Consider the following 9,344-nt stretch of genomic DNA (forward strand, 5'->3'; position numbering starts at 1 on the left):
GGCCCCAGAAGTCAGGAGGGTTGCCGCCACCGCCCATCAGCGTCGCTCGCCAGACTGGAACGCCTCGACCCCCTTGGCGGCGCCATGGCGAGCGACAAGGAAAAGACCGCCGGCAACACCGGCAATCGCAAGCATCCACACCCATCCGGGAACATCGCCGGCGGCATCCTTAACCGGCTGGATGTAGCCACTGGCCGCACCGAGGTTGCCGAGGATGCCGTCGAAAAAGCTGCCAATCAGGGCCATAACGCCGGTGAAGAAGGCACCGATCTTGGTCCACACGTTCGTGCGCACTTCAGGTGCCACGGCGGCAACCTGAGCCTGTGTAGCATTCGCTCGATCGGGAGCCATCTTGCGCGGTGAAGCGGTGGCAAGCGCGGTGAGGAACGCCTCGTCGATCGTGTCGTTCGGCGTCAGCCCCTCGGCATCATTCTTGAACGACAGGATGGCCCCGCGCGTCAGCGGCCCCATCTTGCCGTCGGCACCGCCCGGATTGTAACCGAGCTCCTTCAAGCGATTCTGGACCGCCTGGATGGTTTCCTTCGTTGGCGGGTCCGGAACCACGGGAACCGGATCGACGGGCTGCAGGAGCGCAAGAGGCTTGGCAGGAGCGCCATACCCTGCCTTCAAGAGCATGTCGTCATACTGCTGCGCGTAGCCGGCGATCAGCGAAGCCTTGTCCGTGCCGTTGATGATGCGCCTGGCATTGGTGAAATCCGACTTGCCGGCTGTGATGTAGGTGCTCAGCTTCTTGCCGGTGAACCAGCCTTCGATCATGCCGATGACGAGGATAGGCGCGGCGTTCGCGGACAGGAGAGCAAGGTCGGGCTGCCGAAGCAGGTCGATGCCGAGTTCCTGCCCGGCCCTGGCATAATTGGTCCGACCCGTGAGCTGCACGTAGCCGCGGCCTCGAAACAGATAGCCGTCGCCTTTGACGGCATTCCCGAGCGCCTTGCCGATCTTCGTGCCCGTCTCGTATTTGCTGAAATATGCCTTGGAGCCCCGCTCATAGATCGGCTTCATCGTATGAGCAGTCTCATGGTAGGCGGTCGCCAGCACTAAGGCGCACTGGTTGCGCAGGACGCCACGCGCCTTGCACGCATTGATGATCAGGCGGGTGTCGCCAAGCTTGAGGTCCATGGCTGTTCCTCTCCGCCCTCGCGGGCAGGCTCAATGTTTGATGATCGTGAAATGTCAGGCTGTCAGCGGCGGCAGACCGGCCGGCAGCTTCGCCTGCCAGAGCGTGAAGCCTTCCCAGTAGACATTGTCGAGCAGTTGGGTGTCGTCAACACCGTCCCAGCCGAACAGGATGGTGTTGACCAGCCAGGATGCCGCATAAGGCACGGTCTGCGTCGTTGCCGCGGCACCGTCCAGGCACCAGGCATATTCGTAATCGCCGCCACCGACGTCGCGGTTGAGTGTCACCGCAAGCTTGTGGATGCCAGTCGAGCCGAGCGGCGCGCCAAGGCCGAGCGAGACGGCGTCATACATCTCGTCGTCGACGGCGACCGTGATGCCGTCGCTCGATGTGTCCCAGTTGGTATTGTCGCCGATGAACATGGCAAAGCCATACGGCGCATTGAGGAAGTTCAGCACGAAACGCACGGTGCAGCCGGCGGCAAGGCCGGCAGAGATGTCGGCAAGCAGCGGCCCGATCGCCTTGGGCCGGTTCGAGTTCGATTCGATGAAACGCAGGCCGGAGGCGGATAGCGCGGCGGGATCGAAACCGCCGCCGAGCATTTCGTCGATGCTGCGCGCCGCGCCGCCGGCATAGCCGTCGCCTGTCTTGAGATCCATGTGCGCGATTGCGCCGTCCGGCAGCCATGGCGGCAGTCCGCCGCCACTGCCGTTCAGCATCTGCGCAGCGCTGGAGAGGATCATGCGGTCACGTCCGGCGCCAGCCAGCCGCCGATATCCCATTCATCGGTGCCGACTTTCTTCAGGGTGACCAGCGCACCTTCCTGCGCCGATTGATTGAGGAAGCCGGGAACGGGGTTGATGGTCGGGCCATCGGTCGACACCTCGAATGTGACAGGCCCGTCGCTGGACGCCCGGTAGCCGAGTTCGGTGTCGATCGGGAAGGCCACATCGTCGTTGAGCGGCAGGGTGACCACGCAACCGCCGGCATTTGTGCAGCGCTTGTAGCCGTTGGCGTCGCCGAGCACCGGGGTATGTGTCGCGGCCGAGATCGTGGCGACCACGCTCGGCCGGAAATTGGCCTGAGGCAGAGTGACGATGTATTCGGTCGCATCCTCCTTGACGATGTGCATCTGGGTGCCGACCGCATAGATGTTCGAGATCTCGATCGGTGATGGCGGGTTGTCCTCCATGGCCTGGATGCGCTGCTCATGACCCCAGAAGTTGAAGTCCACCTGAAGCGAGGTCAGACGGCCGTCAAGGCCGGCGCCCGTGCCGGCGCCCCAGTCGCCATCATTGCGATAAGCGGTCATTTGAAAATCCTGTCTATGCGGTGACTGGCAGGCAGAGGAAGCAGCGCGACTCGGCGCACGACTGCGGCAAGATCGTTGCCGACCTTCGACAGGCTGGCGCTGAACTTGTCGAGGTCAGCCTTGATGGCGGCGTTCTTGATCTGGTTGAAGGCCTTTTCGCCGGCATCGCCGAGCGCCTTCAACTGATCTTCTATCGCCTTGCCGCCCTCAAGGCCGATGCGCTGCGCGATCGTATTCTTCTGAAATGCCATCAGCCTACCTTCAGGTGTTTCAGGTAAAGTTGACCAAGGCGCGCAGCGGCACGCTCAGTGATTTCTCGGATGGAAAACCGATCGCGGATGCTCACGCGATCGATGCCGATGAACAGCGGAACCAGCGTAGATGCCTTGCCAGCCGCGCCGCGCTTCAGAGCACTCAGCGTGACCTTGCCAACATTCTTGCCACGAGTGGAGAACGCCGCCTTGCCAGCGAGCAGCGGCGGCCGCGTGCGCTGGGTCCGCATCGCATTGTTCGCAGCCACCGCCCTGGTCGCCGCCGGTTTGCTCTATGCGGGGATGCGCTGATGGCTGAGCGTTTCAACGGCCACATCAATCGCGATGCCTTTGAGAAGAAGTTGCGCGAGACTTTTGGCAACATTCCAGAAGAGGCCAAGGCGACACCTGCCCTGCAATGCCAGGCGCGCGCGGTCGAAGTCTCGATCCAGTTCGCCCTGTTCATCGCCGACGAATTGAATGCCGGCACCAGCGCCAACGTGCTTCTTGACGCTGGCTCGCGCGTCATCGGCGGCATGGTCGAGAACTTCGCGCGCGGCTTCGCGGGGGATGGCGGCGAGGACATCATCGAAACAATCCTGGACCGGGTCCGCTGGGCAACCACATCGGACGATGACGATTTCGAAGTGGTCGTGTCACGCCCTGTGACCAAGGGCGGGAGTGCCTGATATGGCTGACAAATCCGCCATCGAATGGACCGACGCGACATGGAACCCGGTCGTCGGCTGCTCGATCGTCTCGCCCGGCTGCACCCATTGCTATGCCATGAGCATGGCCGCCCGCATCGAGGCGATGACGGCCGCGCTACAGGCGAAAGGCCAGACCGGCGCACCTCACTATGTCGGCACCACGAAGAAGGTGAACGGCCATACCGTCTGGACCGGCAAGCTTGCGCTGGCGCCGGACCATATCCTGACCGAACCGCTGGCTTGGCGCACCCCGCGCCGCATCTTCGTCAATTCGATGGGCGACCTTTTTCACGAGGACGTGCCCGACGCATGGATCGACAAGGTCTTCGCCATCATGGCGCTGGCGCCGCAGCACACCTTCCAGGTGCTGACCAAGCGCGCCAAGCGCATGCGGGAGTATTTCGAGAAGATCGACCAGGAACTCCGCTCGGCCGGTGAACAGGGCTATGCGCCCAGGCGGCTCGATCAGCTCGCATGCGACATCAGCCGATCGCCCCGTGCAGCCGATACCGATTGGCCGCTCCCCGGCGTGCCGGATTGGCCGCTACCCAACGTCTGGCTCGGCGTCTCGGCAGAGCGCCAGCGGGAGGCCGACGAGCGCGTTCCCGAGCTGCTGGCGACGCCGGCAGCGATCCGCTTCGTCTCCGCCGAGCCGCTTCTCGGCCCGATCAACATCATTGATGCAATGTGGGCTGGACAGGATCCGGCATCGTCTCACCTGGAAGAGACGATCGACTGGATCATCGTCGGCGGCGAGAGCGGTCCTGACGCACGGCCGATGCATCCCGCCTGGGCCCGTTCGATCCGCGACCAGTGTCATCGCGTCAGCGCGCCGTTCTTTTTCAAGCAGTGGGGCGCATGGGCCGATTCCTCTGATGCCCCTGACCTTGTCGAAGGCCGCGAAGACCTGATCTTCGCGCCAGATGGAAAGGTGCTCGGCGCGGGCGGTCGTCTCGGCCGCAAGATGCAAGGTTCGGTCGAGCCGGATTGGCGAGCCTTGGGCGGCGCATGGATGACGCTGACCGGTAAGAAAGCCGCCGGCCGGCTGCTCGACGGCGTCGAGCACAACGCTATGCCGGAGTTGCGCGAGGTGTCGGCGCTATGACCGCTCCCGTGCGCATCCAGCTTTCGCGCCGCAAGGGCTGGCGCATGCCCGAGAACACCGTCACCGTCGCGCGTCCGGGCCCATGGGGCAATCCGTTCGTCGTCGGCAAGCATGGCGACGCTGCCTACTGTGTCGACCTCTACAAGGCGCTGCTCGCCGGCCTTCTGCGCGTCGGCGCCGATCCCAACATCGAGGCGCTGGAGCGGACACGCCAGTTCGTCGCCGAGAATGCCGACGAGCTGCGCGACAAGAACCTCGCATGCTGGTGCAAGCCAGGCGCGCCCTGCCACGCCGACGTTTTGCTCGAGATCGTCAATTCCAGGGGAGGGCAGGGCTGATGGGACGCCGACCGGCCCTTCGCCCGTCAGACCTGGTGAATGCGCTCGCCGCGCTCAAGCAGGCCGGCGTCGAGCCGTGCACGCTCGACGTGCTGCCCGACGGCACCCACCGCTGGCACTTTACGAAGCCCGCAAATCCGGACGACAATGACCTCGATCGCGAGCTGGCGGAGTTCGACGCGAAACATGGTCATGGTTGAGCTGAAGGGCCTGCACACCGTCAAGGCCAAGGGCAAGGTCTATCACTACGCCTGGCGCGGCGGCCCGGCCGTCACTGGCGAGCCCGGCACGCCGGCATTCCAGGCCTCCTACAACGAGGCGATCGCCAGCCGGCAGGCGCCCGACGCCACCAGGTTCAGCGGCAGCGTCGTCCGCTACAAGGCCAGCGCCGACTACAAGAAGCTGGCCGAATCGACGCGTCGCAACTGGGGCCCGTGGCTCGATCGCATCGCCGATCATTTCGGTGCGCTGTCGGTCCGCCAGTTCGACCGGCCGGAGAAGATCAGGCCGAGGATCCGGGCGTGGCGCGCCAAATATGCCGAGACCCCGCGCGCCGCCGACTATGGCATGCAGGTGCTGTCGCGCGTGCTGTCCTTCGAGGTGGACCGCGGCGCCATCGCCTCGAACCCGTGCGAGGGCATCAAGCAGCTCTATGCCGGCTCGCGTTCCGACATCATCTGGACCGACGCCGACATCGCGCGGATCCGGCCGCATTGTTCGATAGAGGTGCAGCACGCGATCGACCTTGCCGCCCACACTGGCCTGCGCGCCGGCGACCTGGTGCGGCTGTCCTGGTCGCATGTCGGCGAGGAAGCCATCACCATCACCACCGGCAAGAGCAAGCACCGCCGCGAGGCTGTGATCCCGCTCTATGACGAGCTGCGCGCCCTTCTGAAGCGGATCCCGTTCAAGTCGCCGGTCATCCTGACCTCGAGCAAGGGCCGGCCGTGGGTCAAGGACGGGCTGGGCAGCTCATTCGTGAAGGCGAAGAAGGAAGCTTGGCCGGAAGGGGAGAACCTCAACTTCCACGACCTGCGCGGCACGGCCGCGACGAAGTTCTATGTCGCCGGCCTGACCGAACGCGAGATCGCCGAGATCATGGCCTGGGAAGAAGAGCACGTCGCCCGCATCATCCGCCGCTACGTCGGTCGCGGGGCAGCGATCAAGGAGCGGATCCGGAAGCTGAACGAGGCGCGAACACGCTAGCCAAGAGTAGATTCTTCTTGAGGCGGCGACTTCGCAGGGATTGTTTTGATGTTCGTCCATGCGGACGACCTTGGCGCCTGGTTCTTATAAATCATCACAGGTGACTGCGGTGCGGACTCCGAGAGTTTGGCAACAAGTGCCTCAATAGCAGAGGCAGTGTGGTTGGGGAGTATTGATGAAATTGCTTTTCCGACATCAGTGAGAACATAGACCGGTATCATTGGCGAACCTTTTTCAAATTTCAAAATTTGTTTCTCAATAACTCCGCCGATTGTGGAATCTTTTATCAACGCTAATCCCAATATTTCAAAATTCCAAAACCAAATCTCCACTCCTTTATTGGAAGTGACTTCCGTTGACTGCCTTACCTGACCAGAAAACCCCGGCTCTACCAGAAGTCCTGCTTCCGTCAGTTTCACAGTCTCTTCGAAAGAGAGCTCCCCCACGAGGCACTTTACGAGTACATTATCCAATCGATGTTCGCAGACCTTTTCAAACAATGTCGCGGTCTCAGGATCAATTTCGTCGACAGTTCGCAACACCTTCGCCGAGAAGGTATTCGGCCTCCGAACTTCCGCAGCGAGGACTCTACCCCATTTTTCTCGTAGCTCATCCGTGGTGGCAGACCCCGCATATCGCTCGAATCTATGCGTAAAAGTCTCATCTAGTGTCTCTGGGCCGGATGTTGCTTCCGCTTCGGTCGGTGGTTGTCGGCGCAGGTCCTCAATCGCTTTCCCCAAGACAGCGTCCTTGTTTTGCCGTTCGACGAAGATCGATTCGAGGTGGCCCCGTATTGCCCGTTCAGCAAACTCCCTGTCTGTCCTTAACTGATCGAGCCCAATCTCTGTCATTGCCTCGATGGCACGCACTCTTGCATCGCTACGCGCGCGCTTTTCTGCTGTCCAAGCTTCCATTGGCGCATTCATCAGTTCAGCTAGGTTTCCGCCAAGACGATCTATTGCGGCGATAAATCTGCTTTTGGCGATGGCCTTGACACCGGTGGGCGTGACTTCAGCAGAGACAGATGTCTCCTTATCGAGGTGATCTTCAATACGCATTTGACTTCCCGCTGACAACGCAGGACACCACAGCACTCTCGTGAGGACAAATCAACGAGATACGAAATGCGACCGGAGTGATCCACCGCGCCCAAATGCTGAGCTTGGACCGGATAGAGAACGCATTGTGTAAAACTGCCTGTAAAACCGCCGGGCGGCGGCGTATGCCAAATCAGGCGCGAAGCCTTGTGGCGCAAAGTGGAGCGGGTAGAGGGAATCGAACCCTCGCGTTCAGCTTGGGAAGCTGACAAGCTACCATTACATCATACCCGCGGCGTCACCTCGTTACCATGAGGGCCCCGCTTCGGGCAATCGTCAAAGCCGCCGAAAGCCGCTCGCCCTGTTGGCAAGACGCCTTTGATGCCGGTCGACGGGCATGATAGAACGGCCGCGCCTTGCGAACCGGCACTTGTTTGCTTGGCGATGTTATGGTCCGAACATGAAGTGCTGGGTGGGGACCCGCTTGGAATTCAAGATAAGGAGGAGGAGAAGGACTTCTCACTCCAGAAAGACATTCACGTCAGAAGACCTGCAGTTCCTCCTGCAGCTTCCCGTTTTTGCGATTGTCTCCCTTCTCGCTCCCGAGAAGCGCTGGCAAGCAGCCTGTATGACCATTGAGCGGCTGAAAGGCGCTTCTTCCAACCTGGGGGATGGCTGCGTCCGGCAGACTCTCGCCTCGTTCGGATTGACTGGCGCTGACGATCAACGCCGCATCGGCGCGATGCGAAGCGAGCACCATGTCCAGATCGTGCGCGAGCGTCTGGCCGGCTGGAAACCCGACATCGAGTTGCGAGGTCGGCAGCAACTCGATGCGGCAAGAAACGCAGGCCACGGCGCGGTCCTGTGGATCGCGCATTTCTCCTTCAACGCCCTCGCGGCGAAAATGGCTTTCGCCGGGGCAGGGCTCGAAGTGTTCCACGTCAGCCGGCCGGAGCACGGCTTCACCAAGTCGCGCTTCGGCATCCGTTTCCTCAACCCGATCAGGACCGGCGCCGAGCTGAAATACGCGGCCGGCCGGATCGTGATCGATCGTGCCAATTCCGCAGCAAGCATGCACGAGGCCCGGCGTCTGCTGCGCGCGAACAAATTCGTGTCGATAACGGCGGGAGCCTGGGAGGGCGAATTGCTGGTCAAGGCAAGGATTGGCCAGTCAGCCATCGAACTGTCGAGCGGCGCGCCCCGCCTGGCCAAGATCGCCGGCGCCCCGCTGCTCCCGGTTTTCGTCGTGCGTGACGACAGCACCGGCAAGATCCGGGTGACCGTGGATCGGCCCATCGACCTGGAAGGTCATCGGGACAGGGCCGAACTCCTGCAGTCAGCCACGCAGGAATTCGCCGACAGGCATCTGCCCTTCCTCGCGGCCAGTCCTCACCAGTGGCGCGACTGGGAGAAACTGACGGCGTTCAACCCGCACTGACGGCCGAAAGCAAGCTATGCCCCTGTTCAGCATTCTCATAGCCGATGACGACGGCGGCGACCTCTCCGACCTGGTCACGCAGAACATCCAGTCGTTCAAGGCCGCGCATCCGGGCGAAGGGCATGTCCTGTTTCGGGAAGCGGCGCTGATAGAGTTCATTTCGGCGCATTTCGACGCCGAGGTGCTGTCGGCCTTCCGCACCCTGCGGCCCTACGCCTACAAGGCGGACCTGGCCAAATACTGCCTACTTTACGAACAGGGCGGCGTCTATGCCGACCTCTCCTATGCCTTCCTGCGCGGCGTTCCCCGCGACAAGCAACGCCTGTCGGTGTTTCGCGACTTTCTGAGCTCGACGCCTTGGGATACCAGCCTCGGTGTGGTCGCCGCGCCGCGGCGTCACAGGGCTCTGGTGAAGGCGATCGAGCTCGTCTGCGCCAATGTGAAGCGTCAGTATTACGGGCCAACCGCGCTGTGCCCCACCGGTCCGACCCTCTTCGGCAAGGCCATCGCCATGACCTGCGATGCGGAAGACCTGATCGTCGGAGAGGCGGTCTGGCTGACGCTGCCACCGTCGGATGGCGCCGAACCTTCGCAAGAGCCGAGCCACTGTCTTCAGCATGGCAAGGAATTGCTGGCCATCAAGCGCAAGAAGGGAGGTGGGCCCTTGTCGGAACTCGGCATCTCCAGCGGCAACCGCTACAACCGGCTTTGGCGTTCCGGGGAAGTCTATCGCGAGCGGCCACCCTGGGCGCGCATCTTCCGCCGGCGGATTTGACGGCCTTCCCTGATATGACGCCCTTCGGCTTGAT

Annotated in this window: 12 protein-coding genes and 1 tRNA gene; 7 read left to right on the forward strand and 6 right to left on the reverse strand. The window is 62.3% G+C overall.

What is annotated here, in order from left to right:
- Positions 1–36: 36 nt before the first annotated feature.
- The 4 genes from DH08_RS32400 to DH08_RS32415 are packed head-to-tail and all read right to left on the reverse strand — an operon-like array spanning position 37 to position 2,701.
- On the reverse strand, positions 37–1,140 hold the full coding sequence (locus DH08_RS32400) for a peptidoglycan-binding protein (RefSeq protein ID WP_192183290.1): 1,104 nt from the start codon (positions 1,138–1,140) through the stop codon (positions 37–39).
- 54 nt (positions 1,141–1,194) lie between these two features.
- Positions 1,195–1,881 (reverse strand): hypothetical protein, encoded by a 687-nt coding sequence (locus tag DH08_RS32405; protein ID WP_192183291.1) that lies wholly within the window; start codon positions 1,879–1,881, stop codon positions 1,195–1,197.
- A complete protein-coding gene (locus DH08_RS32410) occupies positions 1,878–2,450 on the reverse strand; it encodes a hypothetical protein (RefSeq protein WP_192183292.1) in 573 nt (190 codons plus the stop codon). The genes DH08_RS32405 and DH08_RS32410 overlap by 4 nt, the downstream gene beginning before the upstream one ends.
- Positions 2,447–2,701: a hypothetical protein gene (locus tag DH08_RS32415; RefSeq protein ID WP_192183293.1), complete on the reverse strand. Its 255-nt coding sequence runs from the start codon at positions 2,699–2,701 to the stop codon at positions 2,447–2,449. Before DH08_RS32415 ends, DH08_RS32410 begins: the two co-directional genes overlap by 4 nt.
- 29 nt (positions 2,702–2,730) lie before the next feature.
- Between DH08_RS32415 and DH08_RS32420 the strand changes: the two genes are divergently transcribed.
- Genes DH08_RS32420 through DH08_RS32440 form a run of 5 tightly spaced genes read left to right on the forward strand, consistent with a single transcriptional unit; the run spans position 2,731 to position 6,060 of the window.
- A complete protein-coding gene (locus DH08_RS32420; RefSeq protein ID WP_192183294.1) occupies positions 2,731–3,390 on the forward strand; it encodes a hypothetical protein in 660 nt (219 codons plus the stop codon).
- Between the two features lies 1 nt (position 3,391).
- The gene (locus tag DH08_RS32425; protein ID WP_192183295.1) at positions 3,392–4,516 is read left to right on the forward strand and encodes a DUF5131 family protein; all 1,125 of its coding nucleotides are present in this window, start codon (positions 3,392–3,394) and stop codon (positions 4,514–4,516) included.
- On the forward strand, positions 4,513–4,854 hold the full coding sequence (locus DH08_RS32430; protein WP_192183296.1) for a DUF4326 domain-containing protein: 342 nt from the start codon (positions 4,513–4,515) through the stop codon (positions 4,852–4,854). The genes DH08_RS32425 and DH08_RS32430 overlap by 4 nt, the downstream gene beginning before the upstream one ends.
- On the forward strand, positions 4,854–5,054 hold the full coding sequence (locus DH08_RS32435; protein ID WP_192183297.1) for a hypothetical protein: 201 nt from the start codon (positions 4,854–4,856) through the stop codon (positions 5,052–5,054). Before DH08_RS32430 ends, DH08_RS32435 begins: the two co-directional genes overlap by 1 nt.
- A complete protein-coding gene (locus DH08_RS32440; protein WP_192183298.1) occupies positions 5,041–6,060 on the forward strand; it encodes a tyrosine-type recombinase/integrase in 1,020 nt (339 codons plus the stop codon). Before DH08_RS32435 ends, DH08_RS32440 begins: the two co-directional genes overlap by 14 nt.
- Here the strand turns inward: DH08_RS32440 and DH08_RS32445 are convergent.
- Positions 6,057–7,118 (reverse strand): DUF2806 domain-containing protein, encoded by a 1,062-nt coding sequence (locus DH08_RS32445; protein WP_192183299.1) that lies wholly within the window; start codon positions 7,116–7,118, stop codon positions 6,057–6,059. The two genes, DH08_RS32440 and DH08_RS32445, sit on opposite strands and share 4 nt — an antisense overlap.
- Positions 7,119–7,317: 199 nt before the next feature.
- Positions 7,318–7,391 (reverse strand) — tRNA-Gly (locus DH08_RS32450).
- Positions 7,392–7,581: 190 nt separating this feature from the next.
- Between DH08_RS32450 and DH08_RS32455 the strand changes: the two genes are divergently transcribed.
- Positions 7,582–8,535 (forward strand): lysophospholipid acyltransferase family protein, encoded by a 954-nt coding sequence (locus tag DH08_RS32455; RefSeq protein ID WP_192183300.1) that lies wholly within the window; start codon positions 7,582–7,584, stop codon positions 8,533–8,535.
- Positions 8,536–8,551: 16 nt separating this feature from the next.
- Positions 8,552–9,310, forward strand: coding sequence for a glycosyltransferase (locus DH08_RS32460; RefSeq protein WP_192183301.1), 759 nt, complete (start codon positions 8,552–8,554; stop codon positions 9,308–9,310).
- The last annotated feature ends 34 nt before the right edge of the window (positions 9,311–9,344 follow it).

The sequence above is a fragment of the Mesorhizobium amorphae genome (assembly GCF_014843845.1).
Lineage (GTDB): Bacteria > Pseudomonadota > Alphaproteobacteria > Rhizobiales > Rhizobiaceae > Mesorhizobium > Mesorhizobium amorphae_A.